Origin of the sequence: Autumnicola lenta, from assembly GCF_031846515.1 — a bacterium.
GTDB classification, from domain to species: Bacteria; Bacteroidota; Bacteroidia; order Flavobacteriales; family Flavobacteriaceae; genus Autumnicola; species Autumnicola lenta.
The window spans coordinates 1-24,383 of sequence record NZ_JAVRHO010000005.1; the positions used below are offsets into that span (position 1 = coordinate 1).

The 24,383-nt window shown below is 33.5% G+C and carries 24 protein-coding genes; all 24 read right to left on the minus strand.

Features of this window, described 5'->3' with window-relative positions; all coding sequences use genetic code 11:
• Positions 1-118 precede the first annotated feature (118 nt).
• The 24 genes from RM545_RS04290 to RM545_RS04405 all read right to left on the minus strand — a co-directional run bounded on the left by RM545_RS04290 (position 119) and on the right by RM545_RS04405 (position 24,379).
• Entirely contained in the window at positions 119-1,093 is a 975-nt protein-coding gene (locus RM545_RS04290) for a polysaccharide deacetylase family protein (RefSeq protein ID WP_311494085.1), read from the minus strand.
• Positions 1,094-1,194: 101 nt separating this feature from the next.
• Positions 1,195-2,022: a glycosyltransferase family 2 protein gene (locus RM545_RS04295; RefSeq protein ID WP_311494086.1), complete on the minus strand. Its 828-nt coding sequence runs from the start codon at positions 2,020-2,022 to the stop codon at positions 1,195-1,197.
• Positions 2,023-2,081: 59 nt separating this feature from the next.
• Positions 2,082-3,281, minus strand: coding sequence for a hypothetical protein (locus RM545_RS04300; RefSeq protein ID WP_311494087.1), 1,200 nt, complete (start codon positions 3,279-3,281; stop codon positions 2,082-2,084).
• 5 nt (positions 3,282-3,286) lie between these two features.
• Positions 3,287-4,231: a GNAT family N-acetyltransferase gene (locus RM545_RS04305; RefSeq protein WP_311494088.1), complete on the minus strand. Its 945-nt coding sequence runs from the start codon at positions 4,229-4,231 to the stop codon at positions 3,287-3,289.
• Positions 4,232-4,274: 43 nt separating this feature from the next.
• Positions 4,275-5,390, minus strand: coding sequence for a glycosyltransferase (locus tag RM545_RS04310; RefSeq protein WP_311494089.1), 1,116 nt, complete (start codon positions 5,388-5,390; stop codon positions 4,275-4,277).
• A 47-nt stretch (positions 5,391-5,437) separates the two neighbouring features.
• Positions 5,438-6,520 carry a glycosyltransferase gene (locus RM545_RS04315; protein ID WP_311494090.1) on the minus strand — a complete coding sequence of 361 codons (1,083 nt, stop codon included), beginning with the start codon at positions 6,518-6,520 and terminating at the stop codon, positions 5,438-5,440.
• 57 nt (positions 6,521-6,577) lie between these two features.
• Positions 6,578-7,447 (minus strand): GNAT family N-acetyltransferase, encoded by an 870-nt coding sequence (locus RM545_RS04320; RefSeq protein ID WP_311494091.1) that lies wholly within the window; start codon positions 7,445-7,447, stop codon positions 6,578-6,580.
• 101 nt (positions 7,448-7,548) lie between these two features.
• Complete coding sequence (locus RM545_RS04325) at positions 7,549-8,418, minus strand: polysaccharide deacetylase family protein (RefSeq protein ID WP_311494092.1); 870 nt, start codon at positions 8,416-8,418, stop codon at positions 7,549-7,551.
• Between the two features lie 5 nt (positions 8,419-8,423).
• Positions 8,424-9,587: a glycosyltransferase family 4 protein gene (locus tag RM545_RS04330; protein ID WP_349254703.1), complete on the minus strand. Its 1,164-nt coding sequence runs from the start codon at positions 9,585-9,587 to the stop codon at positions 8,424-8,426.
• Positions 9,588-9,734: 147 nt separating this feature from the next.
• Positions 9,735-11,204 (minus strand): lipopolysaccharide biosynthesis protein, encoded by a 1,470-nt coding sequence (locus RM545_RS04335; protein WP_311494094.1) that lies wholly within the window; start codon positions 11,202-11,204, stop codon positions 9,735-9,737.
• 177 nt (positions 11,205-11,381) lie between these two features.
• Positions 11,382-11,969 carry a GNAT family N-acetyltransferase gene (locus tag RM545_RS04340; protein WP_311494095.1) on the minus strand — a complete coding sequence of 196 codons (588 nt, stop codon included), beginning with the start codon at positions 11,967-11,969 and terminating at the stop codon, positions 11,382-11,384.
• 110 nt (positions 11,970-12,079) lie between these two features.
• The gene (locus tag RM545_RS04345; RefSeq protein WP_311494096.1) at positions 12,080-13,366 is read right to left on the minus strand and encodes a DUF4910 domain-containing protein; all 1,287 of its coding nucleotides are present in this window, start codon (positions 13,364-13,366) and stop codon (positions 12,080-12,082) included.
• A 24-nt stretch (positions 13,367-13,390) separates the two neighbouring features.
• Positions 13,391-14,143 carry an AAC(3) family N-acetyltransferase gene (locus RM545_RS04350; protein WP_311494097.1) on the minus strand — a complete coding sequence of 251 codons (753 nt, stop codon included), beginning with the start codon at positions 14,141-14,143 and terminating at the stop codon, positions 13,391-13,393.
• A 1-nt stretch (position 14,144) separates the two neighbouring features.
• Positions 14,145-15,188 (minus strand): pseudaminic acid synthase, encoded by a 1,044-nt coding sequence (pseI, locus tag RM545_RS04355; RefSeq protein WP_311494098.1) that lies wholly within the window; start codon positions 15,186-15,188, stop codon positions 14,145-14,147.
• Entirely contained in the window at positions 15,185-15,643 is a 459-nt protein-coding gene (locus RM545_RS04360) for a GNAT family N-acetyltransferase (RefSeq protein WP_311494099.1), read from the minus strand. Before RM545_RS04360 ends, pseI begins: the two co-directional genes overlap by 4 nt.
• Before the next feature lie 33 nt (positions 15,644-15,676).
• Positions 15,677-16,081 carry a MaoC family dehydratase gene (locus tag RM545_RS04365; protein WP_311494100.1) on the minus strand — a complete coding sequence of 135 codons (405 nt, stop codon included), beginning with the start codon at positions 16,079-16,081 and terminating at the stop codon, positions 15,677-15,679.
• A gap of 21 nt (positions 16,082-16,102) precedes the next feature.
• Entirely contained in the window at positions 16,103-16,645 is a 543-nt protein-coding gene (gene pseH / locus RM545_RS04370; RefSeq protein WP_311494101.1) for a UDP-4-amino-4,6-dideoxy-N-acetyl-beta-L-altrosamine N-acetyltransferase, read from the minus strand.
• An 82-nt stretch (positions 16,646-16,727) separates the two neighbouring features.
• Entirely contained in the window at positions 16,728-17,285 is a 558-nt protein-coding gene (locus RM545_RS04375; RefSeq protein ID WP_311494102.1) for a GNAT family N-acetyltransferase, read from the minus strand.
• Positions 17,260-17,955 (minus strand): pseudaminic acid cytidylyltransferase, encoded by a 696-nt coding sequence (pseF, locus tag RM545_RS04380; protein WP_311494103.1) that lies wholly within the window; start codon positions 17,953-17,955, stop codon positions 17,260-17,262. The genes RM545_RS04375 and pseF overlap by 26 nt, the downstream gene beginning before the upstream one ends.
• On the minus strand, positions 17,948-19,135 hold the full coding sequence (pseC, locus tag RM545_RS04385; protein ID WP_311494104.1) for a UDP-4-amino-4,6-dideoxy-N-acetyl-beta-L-altrosamine transaminase: 1,188 nt from the start codon (positions 19,133-19,135) through the stop codon (positions 17,948-17,950). The genes pseF and pseC overlap by 8 nt, the downstream gene beginning before the upstream one ends.
• A 6-nt stretch (positions 19,136-19,141) precedes the next feature.
• On the minus strand, positions 19,142-20,158 hold the full coding sequence (pseB, locus tag RM545_RS04390) for a UDP-N-acetylglucosamine 4,6-dehydratase (inverting) (RefSeq protein ID WP_311494105.1): 1,017 nt from the start codon (positions 20,156-20,158) through the stop codon (positions 19,142-19,144).
• Positions 20,159-20,160: 2 nt separating this feature from the next.
• Positions 20,161-21,384: a capsular polysaccharide export protein, LipB/KpsS family gene (locus tag RM545_RS04395; protein WP_311494106.1), complete on the minus strand. Its 1,224-nt coding sequence runs from the start codon at positions 21,382-21,384 to the stop codon at positions 20,161-20,163.
• A gap of 646 nt (positions 21,385-22,030) precedes the next feature.
• Positions 22,031-23,107: an ABC transporter transmembrane domain-containing protein gene (locus RM545_RS04400; RefSeq protein WP_311494107.1), complete on the minus strand. Its 1,077-nt coding sequence runs from the start codon at positions 23,105-23,107 to the stop codon at positions 22,031-22,033.
• 246 nt (positions 23,108-23,353) lie between these two features.
• Complete coding sequence (locus RM545_RS04405) at positions 23,354-24,379, minus strand: NAD-dependent epimerase (protein ID WP_311494108.1); 1,026 nt, start codon at positions 24,377-24,379, stop codon at positions 23,354-23,356.
• Positions 24,380-24,383 lie beyond the last annotated feature (4 nt).

A 24,383-nucleotide genomic window follows, 5' to 3' on the forward strand; every position in this document is an offset into this window, starting at 1 on the left:
TTTAAATAAATAGAGATTCACCATGAGATGAATTTAAGCCTTATATTAATTACATTTTTAGTTCTTCCATTTCCCATGAATCAATACCAAATACACAATTTAAATTAAACATTTACGATTATGTGCTCTTTTGTAATCCTCCAATTTCTTCCATATTGGCAGATTGAAAATTAAATTTACTTCGCAGTTTATCAAAATGTTCCAAGATTACTTTCAGGTCATTCAAGCTTTCTGTAGGATGGTCTCCAAAGTTATGCGGATGCCACCATAGATGATAAATTTCATTCTTTTTTGCTGCCATAGTCATTTCTCTCATAATTCGCTTAAGTTTCAATTTTCTCAAAAAACTATTCCCTTCTACAGGCCTTAAGAATCTACCGGCTTTCTGCTCCAATGGGATGCCTTTCTTTTTCTTTAGTTCTTTAAGTGGGTAATTCTTATTACCGAATGGGAAATAGGCATCTCCAGATCGTCCGATCTTGGTCAGGAAAGAACTGGATTGGGTATCCTGCCAATACCAGGAAGAAGGATTGGATCTTACATTTTCAATACCCATGTCTGCACAAATCTTTAAGTACTCCTCCCTAAGTTGATTTCTGGGAAATACAAGAGATTTTAAATTTATATTCATTTCACAAGCAACATCAATAGCTTTCTGAAGATCTGCAGCAAATTGTTCTATGGTCTGTCCTTGTTCCAGGCAATAATAATGGGAATACGTGTGCGTTCCTATTTCCTGCCCTTCCGTACCCTTTATTTGTTGGATAAGCTCGGGAGCAAACACAAAATCTTCAGTAGCAAGGGTTGAAATTGAGTTGCCAAAATCGTATGGAGAAAGAGAGGAATTTTTATAAAGGGGTACAACCTTAGGTTGGTTATTATTCCATTCCTCCCAATTGCTATTAAACAACATCCCTACAATAGCCCAAGTTGCATGTATTTGATACTGTGCAAAGCTATCAAGTATAAGAGGTATTACTTTTTTCGTATTGGTAAAATATTCTTCTTTTTCTTTATGATTTACTAAATCGAATACCCCCCAAAGAAGCTCAAAGTCAAGAGAAATAACAAAACAGCCTTTATTCACCTGCATACAATTTCGTTTTAAATATATTCATCTTACGGCATCTCCTAAAAGTTCCCAAATTCACTAAAAATCCGCACAATTTTATGTGTTTTACTGCGTACATCCACTTATCTTCCAGAGAGTTTTATAATCTTACCACTTGAAGGATCTACCCTTTTACCAAGTTTTTTAAAAAATCCATGATACGTCCCCAAAAAAAACATCTTAAATTTTAACGATTTCTTATCCTCTTTAACTAAAATATTTAAAAATAAAATAATCCAACTCCTTAAAAGCTTATATAAACGTTGCAATGTAGTCTCTTTTATGTACAGACGAGAATAAATAGTATTACGTGTTTCATAGTAATACTGCCAAGGTCTTCTGGCGTTCGTTTGCCGTACCGTAAAATGAACGCCTTTAGCCTGAGAAATCCATTTTTGCGCATACTTGTACTTCATCCGGATTCTTGCCTGCAAGTACTCCGTATCTTCAGACCAAAAGAATAAATCTTCCCGGGGATAACCCACACGTTTAATAATGGGCATTGGAACTAGAACTCCCCACCATCCGGGTTGTTGGCGAAAAGCAAAATTTTTTTCCCGAACATAGGGAAATACCACCGTTTCTAAATTGGTAGCATTAAGAAGAATTTCTAAACAAGAGTCAAAAGGAAAAAAATCATCATCCATGAGCCACACATAGTCGACATTGGTGTTTTCAGAAAAATACTTAATCCCGTTATAAAAACCGCCGGCAGGTCCGGTATTTTCAATTAGAAAGATTTTTTCAACTTTATCGACAGAAGCAAGATATTCTTTTGTTCCATCGGTAGAACCGTTATCCACTACCAATATCTGAAGTGGCTGGTGTGTTTGAGCAATCACCTTACATAAAGCTATTTTTAAATACTTTAAACGGTTATATGTTAATACGACTACTCCTGTTTTTTTCATGTACCTCATCTACCGGAAAAAGAAACGTATTCCTTTACTAACCGCTTCCTATATCCGAATTACGCTAAACTTTCTTCTTTTATTTTTCTTTTTTTTCTTAATCTCACGATCTTGTCATATTTTTTTTGTGCCAAAAAATAGTAGATCACAAAAAACAGAAAATACATGACCATTTGTTTCTGCCTCATAATTATTCCCAGATTAGACATGACAAAAGTCATGGCAAAAGATGTTAATAAGAAAATTACCAAACTCATTTTTACAGCTGATGGTGCACGTTTTAAAAAACTGATAAAATCTTTTCTTATAATTTTCAGGAAGAGTAAAAGATACAGAAGATTTTCAAAAGAAATTATAAAACCCAAAGGATTAGGGGCATCAATAAAAAGAGGACGAAACCAGAAGGTAAACAATTTCATTGGTAAAGAATATGATGCCATGTCCACTCCTGACCCAGCCTTCTGGCTTAAATTTTCTGCTCTATCTCCTGTAAAACTTTCGAAATCTTCAACAAGGTTGTCAGAATCCTGTAAATTAACAACAGCTAAAATTTGATCCTGCACAAGAAGAACGCCACCTAACATCCCCACCATCACTAATATTTTGTTAGAGGTTGAAATTTTCTCTTTACCTGTAAAATATCCTGAAACTGCCCCCACGGCCAAAAACAGAAATACATGAGGTCTTATATAAAAGACCAGTAACGAGCCCAAAAACAAGGTGAATATTCGTGATTTCGGCTGTAAAATAGAATAGGCAAACATCATAACAGCCATAAAAATTGGCGCTCCTTTGCCCAAAGAAGCAGTCCAAAAATGCATATTTGGCAGAAAAAGCAGAAGGGTTAGAAAATCTATGGATTTAAACATTTTTACTTTTACAGGTATTTTCTCCCTAAAAAATAAATAGGAATAGACAAAACCTATAAACCCTATCCAGGAAAATGTTACCATAAACATTTCGTATGAAAATCCAATAAAATGCAAAGGATATCCAATAAAATGAATAAAACTTGTGTCTGTCCCAAAAGTTTCAAACCAACTAAGGTTTGGATATTTACTATAAAATTCAAAATATCCTTTGGAGTCTGAAGGATTATTATACGCATACCAGAGGTAAATACCAAAAAAAACCAGATGATAGAAGTATAAAAGATTTAACAGCTTTTTATTAAAAAAAGAGTGTTTCTTTTGATAAAAACCAAAGATTATTTGATTTAAACCAGCAAATAAGATAATTAGAAAAAGGACACCTATCATATTTTTTAAAATAACTCCAAATCCCCTAAACTATAGTTCCAATTTTCTATGGAAGAACAAATTTCCTTCTCATGAGGAGAAAGATTGAGATCTCGTACCGTTAAAATTGGCCCAAACTTACCTTTAACCGCAGGAGCTTTTAATTTTAAAAGTTCGGGTGAGAAAGAAATAAACTGTGCTCCAAATTTAAGGCTCCAATCGCGTATACTTTTATTTATTTCCTTATTGGGAAAAGCATTTAAGTATAAACATTCCACAATTCGAAGCTCTTTGATCCTTTTATGATGTTTTATATAACCAGCAATGTAGTAATTGGAAGCTGCCAAAACCTCATACTGTCGTAATGGATTGTTCTCGTACCTCCACTTCAAGTATTCCACAGATTTGGGAGTATATAAAACTTCCCCGATAAATTTACTATTCCACTCTGAACACAAATTTTCAATTTTGGAAACAGAGGTTCTATATTGCACTTCGTAATCAGGAATTGTTTTTTTAATTTTCCAGAAAGAATTAAAAGCCGGTTTAATACTTACCTTTATATTTCCCGCCAACTCCCAGCCCATCTTTAAATACCCTGGTCTGCTTTTTTCATTTGGTGTATTAAACACAAAGTCCGCTCCTTCTTCTTTTCCTATTTCAATTGCCTTAAGAGTTAATTTTTTAAAAATACCCTTACCCTGATGTTTAGGATGTGTAGCAGTATCTACCGCCCGAAAACAATAAAATTCTTTATGCCCGTTGTGCCAGCGCCACCTCATAAAGGCACGTACACCAACTATTATATCTTCTTCCTCTGCCACAAGTATAAGAGATTTACCAAAGGGATTATTAATATGTTTATATCTCCAGATTTCTTCAGACAAAGCTAACTCCTGTTCTCCCAGGCTTGCTTTTAGAACAGTCACGATTTCCGGAATATCCTTTTCTGTAGCTTCTCGTATGTTCATTTTTTAAAAAAAATAAAAATCAGATGAAAATTGAAATTTTTTATTACTTCTTCACAAAACTATTGTAGATATCCTCTAATTCATCCACCATCCTCTTTAAACTAAAGTTATTCACTACCCGTTTCCTGGCAGCAATTTGGTAATCTTTTCTTTTTTCCGGATCTTCTATCAATTCAGAAGCTTTTGCTGCCAGACAACCATAATTTCCTACTTCACACAATAAACCGCTTATTTCATTTTCCACTACTTCTACTACTCCTCCCGCCTTTGTTGATACTACAGCACATTCCATACTCATTGCTTCTAAAAGCGCAATTGGAAGACCTTCGAAAGCAGAACTCATCATAAATATATCTATTGCTGAAAAATAAGCGAGGGTATCCGTTTGAAGACCTGGTAATATTATTTTGTCTGATAAATTATATTCCTTTACTAAAGCTTTAACTTCATCTTCCTTTGGACCTGCGCCAACCAAAAGCCCATAAACTTCAGGATGTTTTTTATTTATTTTTTTGAAAGCCTTTAACCAAACTGGTATTGCTTTTTGTTCCCTAAAAACAGCGATATTACCAATTACACAAGCATCATCAGGTATGTTATGCTTATGCCTAATCTTTACTCTTTCATTGTGGTTTTTAATAAAAAAGTCTGTATTAACACCATTTAAAACTGTACGGACAGGAATTTTTGGTTTTATATTGTTTATAATAGATTGCGTGGCATCCTCAGACACTCCTAAAGCCAAAGCTTGAAAATTGAAGCTAAATTTATTCAATGTTTTTGTAGCTATATGATAGTGCTCCTGTATATTATGCTCTGTATAAATAACAGGAATATTTGTTCTTTTTGCTACTATCCTGCCAAGAAATCCGGACCAGGGTAAATGGCAATGGATGAGATCTATTTTATATTTTCTACAGTAGTTTATTACATCTGAAGATTTACCTAATAAACTTAAATTGTTGGAAGCCTTTAGACAGGTAACCTTTCCTCCCGTTTTTTCTATAGCCTCCACCATCTGATTTTTCCAGGGCAGAAAATATATGTAATGGAATTCGAATTGTGATTGATTATGCAATTTTAGCGTTTCTGGCAGTAAAACCTCAGCTCCTCCTCTACCTAATGATTTTATAATATGGAGGATTTTTATTTTATCCATAACGATAACAATATTATTTAAATAAGATGGTATTTGGCAAAAATAAGCTATTCCTCATCTGTAACAATCTTTTCGTAGGAATTAACGAATTTTAACGCTATGTCCTCATTCATATATCTTTTAACAACCATCCTATATGCATTGTCTATTCTGACATTTTCCGGCTGATTAATAGATTTTAAGACTCCTTCTGCAAACTTTTGCTCTTCGTTCTTTTCTACAAGAATACCGGTATCTCCATTAACAATTTCAGATATACCTCCAACATTATAAGCGACAACAGGAGTCTTGCAGTACATGCCTTCAAGAATAACTCCCGGAAGACCTTCAATAATACTTGGCAATACCAAAACATCCGCAGCATCTATAAAAGCCAGAGGATTGTTCACAAAGCCATAAAAAGACACATGAGATTCCAGCTTCATCTTTTTTACTTCTAATTCAATTTCTTCTTTTAAAGGTCCATCCCCCACAAGGTGCAGATGGACCTGAGGCACTTTTTCCAAAATTAGAGATAATATGCGCAACAGCCCTTTATGGTTTTTTTCAAAACTAAAACCTCCTACGTGAACTATATGCTTTACAGAAAAAGGCTTTAGCCTTACAAGGGATTCTTGCTTCTTTATCTCCAATCCAATAGGAATTATTTCAGTTTTTCCTTTTAGAAAAGGAAAATGTTCTAAAAGATCTCTTTCTGAAACCCCTGAAACCGATGCCACCCAATCTATTTTTCTGTATAAAAAACTGTTATATCTCTTTTGAAATGGAGAAGTAAGGTAACGTCCCACTTCACTGGCGTTACGAAATAGAATAGGCGCTTTCCAGTCAAAAATTATTTTTGAAAATACAGCATATTTTAAAGTGTCCCCGGCATTTGCCTGAACAACATTAGGTTGATAGGATGAAATTATTTTAGATAACTTTCTCCAACCTCTTAGGTCCAAAAATCTGTTTCCTTGAGAAGCATTTAAACATATTATTTCCCCCTCATACGGCAAAGTTGCATTGCCTTCAAAAATAGCAACAATCTTTACCTGATGTCCCAGGGCTTTGAGGTGACCTGATATTTGGCAGGCAAAAGTTTCTGCTCCCCTGTTTTGAGGTTTATGTATTAATTGTAGTATTTTCAATAGAAGAATTTTGAGTAATTAAAAATTTCTTGGTTTCCTCATATAACAATAGATACCTTAGAAAATAGCCTCTAAATCGGCAAGCGAAAAATCCATACTTCCGGAAATATTTAAATGTTCATGATTACGTACTACAATAACAGGTTTTTTACGTTTAAAGGTTACCAGTAAATTAAATTTCTTAAAGCACTCATTATTGTAATAGTATATTAAATACTTTCCCGTGTTTTTAGCCAAAGAATTTAAAACTTTATACGACACCGCACCATTATTTCCAAACACCTCACAAACAATAAGATATGTTTTACTGGTGCGATAAGCAACATAAATTTTCTCCTCTGGAAAAAAAGCTATTTTATATGGATCATTTTTATATCGCCATTTAAAATAAACAGAAGACCGGTAAGTACTAACATCACGAGAAGTTTGTTCTTCAAAATCTATCGCTCCGGCTTCTATGTCTTCGTACTGTAAAGATTTAAGAAGAGGGTTCATTAAGGAAGTTCGGAAATAATTTACCTGTTCCAGTCTTTGCCAACCCATTTTAAGATAACCGGGAAGACTGTTTTCATTAGGTGTATTAAAAATTATTTTATAATTACCTCTGCATTCATCCAGTCCTGTTAAAGAGAGGCGTTTAAATAATCCCTGACCTCTATAATCTTTATCTACAACTGTATCTACAGGCCGAATGGCCTTAATAGTCTTTTGTTCTTTAAAATACTTGAATTCCCAGTACATAAACATTCTTAGCCCTACAATTTGATCACCGTCAAGAGCTAAAAGGCCGTAAGATTTACCAAAAGGATTTTCTAAATGCTTCCATTTAAAAAGTTCAGGAGTAAAATTTGGATCCAAACCTTTTTGAATAAGATTAATTACCTGATCCAGATCCTCTTCATAATTAATTTTTCTGAACTCCAACATAAATATTTTGTTTAACCTCTAAAGTCTTCTGCGTAATATTAAGATTACAATAATGACTTAATATTCAATTCTACCATCCTTTATATATTATCTAGCAATGTCTAAAATTGCTTTGCAACATGCCAAATCATTGGATGTAAACCTGAAACTTTAGTCTTAAATTCTGGTAGAGGTGTATCGGAATCTACTGCAATCCGTGAAATTCTTAATGGATTTATTTTCTTTTCATTGATTTTGTGATCAAATAAAAAAGCAATTTCAATACCATTATCTAAAAGTAAATTCTCTGCGCTTTCATTGAAGTTACCATTTGGATAAGCAAATACTGAAAAATCACCAATTCCATTTTTTTTAAAAAGAAGCCCTGCCTGGTTTAGTTCTTCAAGTAATTCATCTTTATCAAGTTTATCAAACATAGGATGTGTGTGGGAATGATTTCCAATGTAAACTCTATTACCTTTAAGCTCTCTAATCTCACTAGTAGTTAACTGGTCCTGATAAGTCAATGGATATTGCTTTAAAAACTCAATCCGTTGTTTGTTTAACATAGACTTATTTTTATTCACGATTTTCATTATTTCCACTTGGGAATATCCTTTTTTCTTCTCATTCTTTATAATCGTATTCCACCAAAAATCTTTATTAGTAGAAATTAATTCTGTAATTATAAAAAGACAGACCGGTATCTGATACTTCTTAAAAATTGGAAGACCATTTGTGTAAACTGTTTTATCACCATCGTCCAGAGTAATAAGTAAAGAATTTGCTCTTAATTCTTTATTATAAAAAAGATGATCTCTTAAGGTAGAAATATCTATTATATGATAGTTTGTTTTTAGCCACAATAGTTGAGATTCAAATGTAACCGGATCTATAATATCATGATAAGCCAGAACCCGTAGCCTATTTTTAAAAAAGGTATTAACAACAGGATGAATAATATTTAAAGCTTTATAAAAAACGTCTCTCATTATTTTCACTTATATTTCGTCCTGACTTCTTCATAAGTTTCCTCATATTTATCAGCAATTTTTTGAATTTCAAATTTTTCCTCTGCCATCTTTTTGGCATTTTCACCTAGATCCTGCAATTGTGCATAATTTCTTAGTGCAAAAATTATTTTATCGGACAACTCCTTTACATTAGCTTTTTTAAAAATTATTGCACACTTCTCATCAACACATTCTAAATTCTCCCCAATGTCAGAAGCGATTATTAGTTTACCTGCCATCATTGCTTCAATTAAAGCTCCGGGCAAACCTTCGGCATAAGAAGGGTATACAAATACCTTTGACAGTTTTAATAAGTCCGGAATATCATGTCTTCTACCTAATATCTTCACATGCTCCTGAACAGCAAGGTCCTTCGCTCTTTTTTCCAGTATACTTTTATATTCACCATGACCAGCAATAATAAGAATAGTATCAGGAAATTCTTTAATGACTACAGGTAAAGAATTTACAATATCCAATTGTGCTTTTCTCTCTATTAACCTGCTTACATTTAATAGAATATTATCACTTTCAATTCCTAAAGAAGTTTTCATCCTGCTCATGATGTTTTCATCATCGATGTTGGCATATTTTGAAAAATCCCTTCCTCTGTAGATTACTTTTATTTTTGATGGGGGAACAGCCAAAGCACCACCCTCGGCATTCTTAATTGTTTCAGAATTTGATACAAAGAAATCAACCTTTTTTGCAGATTGTTTGTCCATTTGATATGCTATCCATAGCTTAGCTTTTTTTAAAATACTTACATTTTGGTACCGTTGAGGAGTATAGGTATTATTTACAAAACTGCCCATTAAAGGAATTTGTGGAAATTTTCTCTTCATACGTCTTGCAATCATATCTGCGCGAAACAAGGTGGAATGTACTAAAGAAGGTGTCTCCTCTTCATAAATGGGAACAAGTAACTTTATAGCATCCTTAAACCCATATTTTTTTTCAATATTTAAAGAATACACTTTTATTCCAGCGTTTTGCAGGATAGGCTTTAACATGTCGCCCTTGTATATATGAACAAAAACAGGAGTAAACTCTTTGAGATGTTTTGCAATTCCAACTAAGCTTCTTTCCGCACCTGCACCTTGCAGGGTATCAATAATAAAAAGTATTTTTTTTATCTGTCTACTCATTATCTGAATCAGGTTTTAGGATGTAAAAGTAATTATTGAATTAAGAAACATATAATCAGGAAATCATATGATTTTCTTAAAATTATAAATCTAAAATTCAATGGTAAATTTACTTTTAATCATTTTTACTTTATATTTTCCTTTTACTTAAGATTTACCAAACATCTTCCCTTTGGGAACTAATTTTAAAATTAAATGTATTTCTTTTAAAGCCCTGGTTCTAAACAAAAAATGTAAAGAAATAAGAATTGCCATAAACAAGCCTCCAATTATTAATAACTCAAGGAAGTAATTAAAATCCTTCATTATATTATAAAATTCTATTAAATAAAATATTAGAGCAAATGATATTAAGCCGGGAAGAGCAGTTTTAAATGCATCCACAAATTGCTCTATATATGGGTATTTTATAAATTGATTAGCATAATAGATGTTGATACCAACCCCAATTAAGCTGTTTATTACCTGTGCCAATATTAATGGTATTATTCCATATTCTACAGTTACAATAATTCCCAACACCATTGTTATGTTGACGATAATTGCCATTTTTAAATACAAATCTGTTCTTCCTTTTACTTTTAAAATGTTGGAATTATATTTATTGATAGGATAAAAAATTCCTGTTATACATAATAACTGAAAAAAAGGTACTGCAGGGAGCCATTTCTCACCGAGTAAAAAACCAAACAGTGGATGTGCAATTAGAATCAACAGCAACATAATTGTGCTCAATACAAATAATGATAATATTTGTATTTTTTGATAAGCAGCTTTTAATTGTCTGTCATCATTTTTGATTTTGGCCAACAACGGATAGACAACTTTGTCTAAAGTATTAGATATAGTAACAACCGGCAACTCTTTCATGGTAAATGCCCTGGTATAATAACCAACCATTGCTGCCGAATAATATTTACCAATAACCATTGGGAATATGTTTTTGACAATACGGCTCATAATACCCGCTAATGTCAGCTTATAACCAAATAGAAAATGTTCTTTTAACTTACTTCGATTGATTTTTACATTAGGGATCCAACGCGTTTGAAGGAAATATGTAATTGTAAGAAATAAACCATTTACAATTTGCATATAAACAAGAGCCCACACACCATAATCCAAATAAGCCAATAGAATACCTGTAAGACCTGATAAAAACAAGGCAGGTAACTGTGCTTTCATTTGATACTTAAAATTCAGCTCATAAGTTAATCTTGTTTTTTGTATAATGAATAAACTGCTAATTATAATTACAATTGAATACACCCTGATTAAATCGGTTAATCTGGGTTGCTCATAAAATTCGGAAATGTAAGGAGCGATAATAAAAAAGATCCAGTACAGAAGAAATGATATAGTAAAATTAATACTGAAAACTGTAGAAAAATCTTCTTCGTCCGGCTTATCAGACCGAATTAGAGATTGGCTCATTCCTGTATCTGATAACGAATTACCAATAGCATTAAAAATTAAAATCATACCCAGAAGTCCAAATTCTTCCGGAGCAATTAACCTCGCCAGAACAATCTGCACTATAAAATTTATTGCCTTACTTCCAAATTGTTCAAGAAAAGTCCAGCTAACCCCAGAAAGAGCCTTCTTTTGTAAAGACATAAATTTGATTTAACCGCTGAATTGTGGTGCACCGAAACATGTATTCCATATATATTTTCTTTCAACGATTTGTTAATTATTCAAAAAAGAGAAAACAATCATCTCTAACGGATTTTTTCTCACAGCTCAAAAAGAGAAGTACATCGCTACTATACTTTAATTTTGGTCCAACCGCTCTTACAATTGAAGATATCTCTTTTGATTGGCTGATACTTCATCTATTTCTTCCTGCTTAAAATGTTTAGGATTAAAACATCCTACCAATATCCTATCCTCATTCCTGTTATCTACACTATAAAATCCTTTAAGTCTTCCTTCGACGAGCCAACCAGCTCTGGTATAGGCTTTAATTGAAGGAATGTTCGATTCGTACATTCCACCATATAATTTCCTGATGTTGAACTCTTCAAATGCTAATGTATTTCCAACCTTTATAGCCTCTACTGCTAGCCCTTTTCCAAGGTAATTTCTGTCTCCAATAAGAATTACCAAATCAGAAGTTTTATGACCCTGATGGATTGGCCCTAGCTTTATCGTGCCAATTAGAGTATTATCTTCTATAGTATAGATCCCAAAAGTGAAAAGATTACCTTTAGATTTTCCTTCTTCTATGGAATGAAGTAATTTTTCCTTGGTAATGGTCTGCTTGGATGAGGTATAGAACTTCATTAATTCCTCATCTTTAAACCACTTCATTACATCATCAGTAATGTCTTTCTTTTCGATTTCATTAAGATAAACTCTTTCTCCATAATATTTTTTCATAATTATCAATTTTTTACGTGAACTATATTATTAAATTTAAGCTTTATTCTCTTGGGATGATTAAAATCTACTTTTTAGAAAAGTGCAACAGCATTTTATGTACTTTTTCACTAAAGCACCTTAATCACTTTATTCTCAACTAATTTATCGACTATAGCATATAGATCCCAAATAGGGGCATTAATTTTATTAGCTATTTGTAAAAGACTGTGTTCGCCGTCACAATAGCTAATCAAATTCATCATTCTTCTTGCCTCATTGGCTGACCCTTTAACACTGACCGTAGGATATAACCCTCTTTTGCCCAATTGTGGTTCACAATAAACTGTACTCTTTAAAACCGCATTATGCTCAATAACTTCAATTGCTTTTTTTAAAGCATTCAATCCTCCCTCCAAACCTTCAGGAGAAATTAAATCGAGATTATCATCAGAAGTGTGATATTCAGGATATTCACCATATTTACTTCTCATGATGGTGGCCATCGGCAAATCTACTCCGGGTGCACAATACTGCCGTTCATCACTGCCACGATCGAGCCAGGTATATTTTTTGAAATTTGGGGCAGTATGTTGTAGCACATGCAACGCTATTTGATCTGATAATGTGTTCCCCTCTCGCGAAGGTAAATAGGAATAGCATCTGTCATCACCAATACAGGTAATATTAAAACCTGCAAAAACCTTTTCTTTAAGTTCCTCCAGGTGTTTACTTAAATAAATAATTGATCCTAATGTTTCAGGTATCAAAACAATTCTATAAGTGTAATTTCTATCCTGAAGGGTTCTAATCCAATTGGTCAGTGCAATAGTAACAACGGGGCCAGAAAGCTCATTGTTGGCCATTGAGGGATGGCAAACGTAAGAAGACAGGAAAACTTCTTTGCTAGATTTCCCGGGTAGTATTATCTCTCCATAGTTTAAAACACCTTCTTTAAAACTTGACTTTACAACCACATGATAATCTCCCGGTTCTAATTTTCTTCTTTGATTTTCAGAAAGGCAGAACCCCCATCTCTTCTTATAGTATGAAGTTACATAGGGTATAGCATCCGGTTGTTCTGGCAAAGAATATAAATGGTTCTCTAATTCATCCAGATTAAGCCATTCATCCACAGGTTCAGAATATCCAACAACATGTAAATTGTTTGTTTTGAAATCAATAATTCTTTCACCATCCTTATTTTCAATATAGGCCTCTTCAATTTCCCATTCTTCAGGCACTGTCCAGTCAAAAGCTTTATAACCGGTAGAAACGCTTTTAATTTCCAACTCCGGAATAATATTTTTAAAGTAATTAAAGGTTTCTCTGACTCCAGCTCCCATTAAACTACGATTAATCGGGAACAAATCTTTTGCCCACCCATACATTACATTTCCTATATTTTTCTCTGTCATTTGAATTAATTAATCGTGTCTCATTTAAAGCTTGTAACTCAGCAGGAAATTCTTATCTGCTTCTAATTTCTGTCCCAAAATCTTTTCCATCGTTTTTGAATGGGACCAAACAACCTCCACATTTCCACTCTGGTGAATTTTTAGACCACCTTCCTTGTGTAGGGTCGTTTTAATTTTATGGCGATCCCACGAGGTATGTTTATCCAAATCCCTCACATGATATTGATAGTTTATTTCCTTCTTATCCTCATCAGATAAAATCACCTCTCCAGGAAAATTTTTATTATATCGATATGGGACCTTGTAATGATACTCAAGGAAATGAAGATAGGTACTTATAAATTCATCAACATTTATATTTATTACCACATGACCCAAATTATGTAAAAGGTGCATAAGAGAATCCTCACCAAAGGCGCTTTCTTCTTTTAGTTCAAATTTTTCAAAATATCTGTTAGTATCTATTACATTAAAAACAGGATTACTTGTTCGATGTACAGGATCAAACTGATTTCTTATTTCTTCACCGAACCTTCCGACCTCTGAATTAGAACTTAATTTGTTAAAAATCCCACTCTTGGTATAGCTATATGTAAAAGTGGGAATTAATATAGTTTTAGGCTGATAAAGATCATCCAGAACCGCAATTATCTGCTTTGATAAATTGGGATATGGAATTTGATCTGCTATTCCTTTCAGTTTCACGTGTAAGAACAGGATCTCATTCTTTGGAATATTTACCTCTTTAAAAATCCCCTCTATATCTGATAGCTTCATATTATTTTTCTAAATCTTCTAATGACAGTCGCGAACCTTTTTCAAGATTATTGATAAACTTTTTTCCTAACACTTGAGAGTAATACATTGGATGCAAACCAAATCCAGGTCTAACAGATCCTACGTTTTCTTCAGTTAAAGCCTCCCCTGCTTTTATATCTTTAATTACATATAGGGAACGAGAAAATTCCCTCCCTTTTTTCTGCTTCTCGGTTAATGAATAGTCTACTATGCCCATAGCTTTTTCGGCTTCTCGAACAGCTTTTACCATTTCTGTAAATTCCTTTTCATCCATCGAAAAAGAAGCGTCAGGTCCTCCAATTTTTTTATTCAAAATAAAATGCTTCTCAATTATTTTTGCTCCAAAGCAGGTAGCTACTACGGGAACTGTACTTCCCATCGTATGGTCTGAGAGTCCAGAGATTACATTAAAACGCTCGGAAAGATCTTTTACCATAACCATATTTGCCTCCTCAATGGGAGCTGGATAAGAAGAGGTACATTTTAAAAAGGCCACATCCTTATTTCCCATTCTGTGACATGCATCCAAAGCCAGTTCAATATCTTCCTTTTCAGCTATGCCCGTAGAGATTATTACTGGTTTTCCTTTTGAAGCTACCAATTCAATTAATGGGATATCAGTAATTTCAAAAGAAGCTATTTTATAAGCGGGGGCATCTAATTTTTCAAGTAAATCTACAGCTGTTGCATCAAAGGGAGATGAGAAACAAATTAAACCTTCCTCTTCTGCAGCTCTAAATAATTGTTCATGCCACTCCCAGGGTGTATAAGCTTCTTTATATAGATCATGAAGGTATTTCCCATCCCAGATCGTACCCTGACTTAACATGAAATCAGGTTTTTTTACATCAAGCGTCATGGTATCTGCAGTATAGGTCTGGATTTTAACTGCATCTGCTCCTGTACGCTTAGCAGCCTTGATCGTCTCAAGAGCTGTTTCTAAACTACCATTATGATTTGCCGATAATTCAGCAATTATAAAAACAGGATTATCTCCTCCTATTGTCTTATTTCCTATGTTCATTCTATAGATTTTTCAAATTTTAATTCTGATGTATTCTCCCAAACTTTATCAAAACTTAGCTTCTTAAAAATTTTTATTGAAGCCAGGTTATCTTTTAGCACAAGACCATAGACCTTTTTCAATGCTGAATTTTCCTTAAAAACCCTTTTTACCCCTAAAGCTAATATTTTTGAACCATAACCCTTGCCTTGCTGGGAAGGATCTATAAAATAATTTATTTTAGCTAATATCTGCCCTTCTACATCAAATCGAATAACTCCAACGGGAATTTCCCCTATTTCCAAAATGTAAGTAATTATGTCATCATTATTTAGAACATTCACAAACCATTCCTTATGACCTGCCATCGAAAGTTTACTTGTGTCAAAAGAATTTTGTCTGATAGCCGGATGATTTCTCCAGTTAAAGAGCATTTCCACATCTCCATAATATATTTTACGCAACCTCACTTTCATATAAAACTTTAAGCCTATCCGAAAACTCTATACTCATAGGTTTTCTAAAAATAGAATTACAGACTGACCTTCCAGAACTACTTCACCATCTTCCTTTTCTATCCAGTTTTTCAGCGTAATAATTGGTTTGTCATCCCTGATTTTTATAATTTCAACCCAGGCAGTAACAGTTTCTTCAATAAACAGTGGCTTTAAAAATTTAGTTTCCTGGCTAATGTAAATCGTCCCAGGTCCCGGCAGTGTAGAACCCAATATCCCCCCAATCAATGAAACTACCATTGGCCCCTGAACAATCGTTTTTTTAAATCTGGTCTTTGAAGCATACTGTTCATCAAAATGAATGGGATTATCATCAGATGTTAGTTTACTAAAATTTAAGACCTCTTCTTTTGAAAATTTTTTGGTTTGAGAAGCTTTCTGCCCTACTATTAACTGCATAACTAATGTTCTTTTTATAACTTAACCATAAATTTTAGTCTTTAAACTATCTTTTAATTGTTTCCATTCAGAAGAAAGTAGACCAATTACCACTATATCATGAAATCTATTATTTTTTTGAATATGATTTCTTAAATAGCCTTCTCTTCTAAAACCAAATTTTTCATGCATCTGAACAACCTTTTCATTAAAAGAAAAAACTTCACCACATAATTTATTTAATTTCAGTTCACCAAAGACATAATTCAGAACATTATATTCAATTTTAGCACCTATGCCCTTCCCCCTAATACTGGTATTACCAAGATAGAACCCCCAATAGCACTTGCTGTTCCATTTATCTATTTCTGTTAAATTGGCAACACCAAGTTCTTCGCCTTCATATTTAATGATCCAATATTTTTTACTTTCGTCCTGTTGAACCTTTTTAAACCATTTTTCCTGTTGTTCCCTAGTGATGTTCTCGTCTTTATACATGTATTGAGAGACTTCCGGAGAATTTCTCCACTCCCTCACAATATCCAGGTCTTCTTCTGCCAATGGTATTAATTCAATATCTTTCATTTATAGAAATTATATTTTGAAAATGTTATATTTAGGTCAGATAACTTAATACGATATAAGTCTTAATTGAGTTTTGATTATATTATATATCATTGAATTTAGAATGAATAATTATATCTATGTATTCATTATTAAAAAAACAATGTTCCTTTAAAACTGCCTCAACCTTAAAATTTGCTGCTTCCAAAACTTCATAGATTTTAGGCCTTAGGTCAAAAGCATATGTGTGTAACTTATGCAAATTCAACTCCTTAAAAGCTACTCTTTCAATTAATTTCAAATAAATATTCCAATGCTTATTGAACTCCTTCTGTTCAAGATCTGTTTTCATAATGAAGGATATTTCAGCATTTTTATCTACCCAGTTTATATGTACCAAACCGCCATATCCAATACATTCTTCTCCTTTCAAATAGGAAAATAAAATTTGGCCTGGTTTCTCCTGTTCAAATAAATTTGATACTACGGAATCAAAATAATTATCCTGCTTCTTCTTTGTCAAGAGTTCATTTTGTCGCAAATGATACATTTGCTCATTACGCCATTGCATAATTTTATACCTGTCTTCCAGACGTATAGGGACAATTGAATATTCACCTCTAGAAAACTTCTGCTTATTCAGTGCGTTGTATGAGTTCATATTTTAATTCAGCAAGGTTCCAATCTGTTTCTGTATCTATATCCTGAGCTTCCATCTCAGCTATTATTATACCTCCGGTGTTTTCTGTTATTATAGATTTATTACGGACAAAATTTTCTGTTCTTATGAAATAGAATTGTCCTGCATCGTGATATGCTTTTTCAAGGTCCTGAGAACGTGATTTTTCATATTCCGGAAAGAAAAATCGCAGTTTATTATTATAATATTTCAGTGATCTCTGAATAGGATAACCAAAAGGAATTACAGGAAATACGGCATCCAGATTTTCTCTGGATAATTTCTCAAAGGCCTCAACTAATTTAGCTTCGGTTATAAAAGGTGCTGTAGGATAAATGCAGCACATGTTTTCAAATTCTTTTCCTTCGGCATCATACTCCTCCAGGACCTCCAATAGCACATCAACAGTGGTGGCAAAATCATTTGCATTTTCCTTACTTCTCATAAAGGGAATATCTGCTCCATATTTGCGTGCTATTTCAGCAATCTCCTCATCGTCAGTAGAAACCATAACTTCATCAAAAAGCCCGCTATTTAGAGCAGCTTCTATTGAATACGCAATAATTGGTTTGCCCATAAAGCTTCTTATGTTCTTCCTGGGAATACGTTTACTTCCTCCACGAGCCGGTATGATGCACAGATTTCTATTCACTGTAATATTCTTTAACTTTTGAAATTACAAAATCCTGTTCTTCTGCTGATAGAGTGGGATACATAGGCAGGCTGATACAATGATTATAATAATTTTCCGCCTTAGGCATATCTCCCTCTTTCCAGCCAAAATCTCTGTAATAAGGCATTAGATGGCAAGGTATATAGTGAATTTGCGCAAAAATACTCTGTTCTCTTAAAAAGTTATAAAGTCCGAGTCTGTCTTCCACTTCAATTATATATAAGTGATATGCATGCCCCTCAATTACACCTGATTGCCCTTTTATGAAATTTTCATCCTTAAATTCACTCGAATACTTTTGAGCTATTTCTCTTCTACGCCGGAGCCCTTCATCAGCTCTTTTTAACTGACTACTTCCTAATGCTGCCTGAAAATCGGTAATACGATAGTTGTACCCCAAATCCTGCATTTCCATGTACCAACCGGGATATTTTTGGTTACCTCCCGCAAACTCTATTGAGTTTTGGTATAGATCATCGTTCTTAACTATACCATGTGTACGGAGTTGAAGCAGTTTATTATATAAACCTTCATCATTAGTAGTTATCATCCCTCCTTCTCCACTGGCAATATGCTTTACCGGGTGAAAAGAAAATATTGCCAAATCGGCGAAGTGCCCATTTCCACAAATTTGTATCTTATTTTCAGAATCACTAAAAAATCCGCCGGGAGCATGGCATGCATCCTCAATTATCCAAAGATTATATTCTTTGGCCAATATTTTAAAAGCCTCTAAGTTAACTGCACGTCCTGCAAAATCCACCGGAATAATCCCTTTATAGGTTCCTCTTGGTGCTTCTTCGAGCAGTTTCCTCACTGCATCGATGTTCAATAGATAAGTCTCCGCATCAATATCTGCAAATACAACTTCACCCCCGCAATATCTTACACAATTGGCCGAGGCTGCAAATGTTATAGGGGTAGTAATTACTTTATCTCCTTCTTTCACATCCAAGGCAAGTGCACAAAGATGAAGAGCGGCGGTACCATTAGCAACCGCAACAGCGTACTTACTATCGGTATATTCTGCAAAGGCTTTTTCAAATTCCATAATCTTTGGACCCTGAGTAAGGTAATCTGATTTCAGGGTTTCAACAACTGCCTGTATATCTTCTTCAGTGATATTTTGTCTTCCGTAAGGAATAGGTTTATTTTTCATGCTTGCTTATTTATCAACTTCAAAAGTTTCATCTATATGTTCTTTTATTAAAGAACGTAGAGAATCTACTGTTTCCCAATCGGTATTTTCTTCTGAATTATATTTAAAACCCTGAGGCACCTTTTTGGCATGGAATTCGTTTTTAAAATCTTCTAAGCTCCACCGGGGACTGGAAGGAAGTATTGCATAATATTTTCCTAAATCATAAGTGTAAAAGGAATCAGAAGGAGTAATCATTTCCTCATGCAATTTTTCACCGGGCCTTATGCCCACAACTTTCTTTTCACACTCCGGGCCAATGGCTTCGGCTACATCCATAATTTTATAGGAAGGAATCTTAGGCACAAAAAGTTCTCCCCCCCAGGCATTTTCCAGCGCATGCATAACCATATCAACTCCCCCCTGTAAAGAGATATTAAATCTCGTCATTTCAGGATCTGTAATTGGCAAAATACCCTCTTCCCGTTTATTCATAAAGAAAGGAATTACAGAACCGTTTGATCCCATTACATTTCCATACCGCACCACCGAAAATTTAATAGGATTCCATCCTTTAATGTTATTGGCAGCTATAAAAAGCTTATCGGAGGTAAGCTTTGTTGCTCCATACAGGTTAATAGGAGCACAAGCTTTATCTGTTGAAAGGGCAACTACGCGCTCCACTCCCGTTTCCAGGCAGGCATGAACAACGTTTTGTGCTCCCCCAACATTAGTTTTAATACATTCATCTGGATTATATTCAGCTAAATGCACATGCTTCATTGCCGCAGCATGTATAACAAAATCAACACCTTTAAAAGCGCGCACCAATCTTTCTTTATCACGAACATCTCCAATAAAGTACCTAATTTGGGGATATTCATTAGCAGGAAATTCCTGAGCCATCTGAAACTGTTTTTGTTCATCCCTGGAGAAAATTACCAGTCTTTTAATTTCAGGATATTTTTTTAGAATATGACCGGTAAGCGCTTTTCCCAATGATCCTGTACCGCCGGTAATTAATAAACTTTTATTTCTCAACATAATTAATTAAATTTTGATCTTATAATTTTCTCCAGGCTTTTTGCCACCTGAATATTATTTTCCTCAACATTATAATCTTTATAATATGAAGGATAATTTTCATTTAAAACGATTCCGGGTGCTAATTTCGCTGTCAGTTCATTAAATTTTGACTGAAGTTCTGTGAAATCAACTTTTTCAGAACTTATTTTTTCCAAATCTAAATCAGGAGAGAAAGAATAAACTCCGGGCAAAGTTTTGTACCAAACCCCCCATCCAAATATCAGTACAGTCTTTCCACCGGTTATTGCCTCCCAACCCACTGTTCCAGAAATAGTGGCACAAATTTTTGTGTGTCTAATTAAATCATAGGTATTATAAGCAGGAGAAACAAACACTAAATTTGGAATTCGTTCCAATCTCCTGAAAAATTCAGGATTTCTCATAAAATAGGTCTGCTTTGGATTTTCTTTAACATAGATTTTCCAGCCTTTTGGTAAAATAGAAGATAAATGCTCTAAAGCTAAAGCCTGATCTGAATACTTCCCGCCATACGAAGATGTTGTTTTCTCGGGTTGTAGGTGTAGGGCAAAATATACGAAAGGCTCATTTAGATCAACTTCATTTATGAGATTTCTCCGATTTTTTTCATATGTTTTTCTTAATTTATATCGATAGTAGGCCTGTCCTCTATAATTTGATTTAACTAAATCTTTGGCTAGTTGATATTCAGGAACATATTTGGTTAATTCATTATGTAAAGAACGAGGACTTTTAATATTTGAAAATTTAAATCCATCTCTGCGATTTTTTTTCATGTAAGGAAGATCTTTCTCAAACTTATTTTCAATTTTTATTGGTGGGGGAAGATCAAAAAGATTTTTTGTTGTTTTAAATGTTCCAAAATCATGGAACTCCCAATAATGAAAAAATCTATTTGGAAAAGAAGTTTGCCCAATATAGAGTGTACGTATATCCATTTCTTTCGCCAACACATGAGGAATATAATCATATCCGGCATGAGGTGAATTATTCTGAATTAAGATGTCGATATTATTATCAGTAAATAAAGTATAATAATAGTTTATCATTAGATTAAAATGATCAAGAAACTGATGGAAATTAAATTCATTATAATTTATAGAGTTATGCAGATTTACCCTTGAATACATATCGATAAACTTAGGTAAATGATTGTAAATCCGCTCATATAATTCTATCGGCACAGCTTTATATTCCCCTTCCAAACCGTTTAAACCCAGGTTTAGAAATTTTTTTTTACTTGCAGTGACGGTTTTCTGAACCACAGCATGGTTCAGGATACCTTTTTCTTTAAAATCTCTTATCAAATAATCTTCCCAGTTGTCGTGAGGAGTATTTATTATATAAAAATTTAAGGGTTTATCCATTTTTTAATCTTTAATAATTATATTATACAAGGCCATAGCTAAATTTTTTTTTCAGTTTGATCTAGCATTAACTTTGAAAACCTTCTTTTCAGTATGATTTTTTTATCCGCTTTATAGAAGAAAAACTAATGGTCATTGATATTTTTTTTCTTGACAACTTCAAGTTTTTCCAAAAGCTATTCGTCTTTTAAATTTAATAATTTGTTACTAATTACTGTGATACAGCTTCCTTTACCTTTTTTTATTCATATTTATGGCCTATCTATGAGAAAAGGATTTCTATAACCCAACCTTGCTGATGCTACTAGGTCAAAAACCAGCTCCGAAACATTGTCAGAAAATTATATTTAAAAAAAATAACTACTTCGGGAGAATGTAATGCTAGTTAAAAATGCTCTCACAGAAATAAAATCATAGGATTTAAGGCATCTTAAAATTTTTATTTATATGTAGTTTTAATCTCATTGAGGTTATTTAAATTTATTTATCTTTTATTGTTCAGCAGTGCTATTTTTAATACATTCCCTATTAAGATTCTATATTTAAGTTCTTCTCCAAAAATCCTCATATTTTCCAAAGAACCAGAAACAGCAAGAAACTTATTCCAATTAGTCTGCATCAACATAAGGTACGTTAAAGCCCTATAGAAGAAAAGAAGACTCATCAAAATTAAACCCAATTCAGATCCTAAACGACTGGTTTGAATTAAAATAACAGCCACCACAACAAGAATCAATATCGGCTCCCTTCCGGCATTCAGAAAAGATTCGAGGCGGCCTATTCTTGTATTGGTCTCCTGAATTTTAAGAATGGAATTATTCAATTTAGTGTTGTATTTATTTAAAGAACCTGTGGCTTTAAGATACTTATAATTTGATACGTTCTGAATAATCAAACTTTGAAAAACATTATTCTCACCTGTGAGCGTTAGCGAAAAACCACGAGTACTTCTATATAGGTGCTTATATAAAAAATTAGTAAGCACTCCCCCGATAGTAACAAGCACCGCAAATTCAGGATCTATACTGAAGGCGAAAACCATATAAATAACTACAAGAACACCAGCTTCAATTGTTTTAAAATAATTTTGAAAAGAACTGGCAACACGATCTACCTCCCCTGTAAGAGTATTCTGGATACGACCAACGTCTGAAGTAACAAAATATTTATAGCCCAAGGTACTAAGTCGCCGAACATTTGCAATTCTCAATTTTTTTACAAAATCCACCCGAACTTCCATTCTATATATACCCGCATAGTATTGAGCTAAGGCTTTTCCAAAAAAGAATACAACCATGAACCATAAAACTGAACCTAAAATTAGAGGAAGACCTGAATTACTAATCAATTCAACAACAAAACTTATCCTCCCTAGCCCATCTGGATCAACTCCCGAAGAATTACTTACTAATTGCAATAAAGGCAAAAACATGGTAAGTCCTAATCCATCCAAGACTCCTACCAGAATATCTAAAACAAAAATTATTACTACTTTATAACCTAAATAGAAATAAAAGAAGGCAAAGCTTTCAAAGTATTTTTTAATAAATCTTTTTATCATTAAAATTAAAAACCTGATAAAAATTAGCACAAAGAATACCTGCCAACTTTATTTTAAGTCAAAGGTAAAATCCTTTTAGGAAGATCGGCACTACTACCTTCTATTTTAGCACAAGTTTAAGAGATAGATGTTTTTCTGAAGAATGCGAATTTCAAATTGCAATATCTCTGAAACCATTGGTTTAGTATAAAAATAGTCTACACAAAAACATTGACTGACAACCTTTATTACAAGAAGTAGGTTTTTTTAATTATCTCTATCTACGTAATATTCTTTATACCAGTCAATAAATCTTTTTACACCTTCAGCGATTCCTGTCTTTGGATAATATTCAAAATCGTTTTGTAAAGACGTGATATCTGCCCATGTTCTATTCACATCTCCTGGTTGCATAGGCAGCATCTCTTTTTTTGCTTCTAACCCTAAATTCTCTTCAATTTCAGAAATAAAATCTAAAAGTTTTACAGGTTTACTATTACCTATATTATATAAAGAAGAATTATCAACATTAGAATTATTTTCCAATTTTATCACCTCCATTACTCCATCTACAATATCCTTTATATAAGTAAAATCCCGCTCCAAATTTCCTTCATTAAATACTTTTATTGACTCCCCTTTTATAATGGAATCTGTAAAAAGAAACATAGCCATATCGGGTCGGCCCCAGGGTCCATAAACTGTAAAAAATCTTAAGCCTGTCGTCCTGAATTTATATAAATGACTATAAGTATATGCCATTAATTCATTGCTTTTCTTCGTAGCTGCGTAGAGACTTATAGGATGATCTACATTGTCTTCTACAGAAAAAGGAACTTTATCATTTTGTCCATAAACACTGGAACTACTAGCATAGATCAAATGCTTCACTTTATGATACCTACAACATTCGAGAAGGTTAGCAAAAGCCACTACATTGCTATCAATATATGCCTCAGGATTTTCCAGACTGTACCTCACACCAGCCTGTGCAGCCAGATTGCATACTACATCAATTTTCTCACGTTTAAAAAGCAATGGTAAAACTTTTCTATCCTGCAGATTCAGATTTATGAATTTAAAATTGGGATATTTCAGACTATCCACACTACTACTATAATAAGATGCCTCATCAGAATTCACGCCCAATTCCTTTAGACGATCATATTTAAGTTTAACATCATAATAATCATTAATATTATCAAGCCCAACTACCTCATAACCTTCCTGTAGTAAATTTTCGGTAAGATGGAACCCTATAAATCCGGCAGCACCTGTAACTAAAATCTTCATATTT